The organism is Actinoallomurus acaciae (genome assembly GCF_042429965.1).
Taxonomy (GTDB): Bacteria; Actinomycetota; Actinomycetes; order Streptosporangiales; family Streptosporangiaceae; genus Actinoallomurus; species Actinoallomurus acaciae.
In genome coordinates this window covers 1-324 of sequence record NZ_JBHLZP010000587.1, presented here as the reverse complement: position 1 = coordinate 324, position 324 = coordinate 1, and the positions used below count along the sequence as shown (strand labels likewise).

The window sequence follows — 324 nt, the reverse complement described above, 5'->3', positions numbered from 1 at the left end:
TGGACGTAGTCCGCCGACAGGTGGCCCGCCGCGTCCAGGTCGAAGCCCGACAGCAGGGCGAGCTGCTGGAGGAAGACCGGCCCCTGTCCCCACGGGCCGGTCTTCAGCACGCGGTAGCGGTGGTAGTCGTAACCGAGCGGCTCCTCGGCGGTGGCCTGCCAGCCGTCCAGGTCGTCGGCGGTCAGCAGGCCGCCGTGCCGGCGCCCGGAGGTGTCGCGCCAGGCCGTCTCGGCGCAGAACCGCGCGATCGCCTCGGCGACGAAGCCGCGGTACCAGGTGTCGCGCGCGGCGGCGATGCGCGTCTCCCGGGTGCCCGGCGCGGCG

1 protein-coding gene is annotated in these 324 nt (G+C 75.6%); it reads right to left on the bottom strand.

The window, feature by feature from the left end:
- A partial coding sequence (locus ACFFNX_RS42585; protein ID WP_378211944.1) for a gamma-glutamyltransferase occupies positions 1 to 324 on the bottom strand: 324 nt, incomplete at both ends.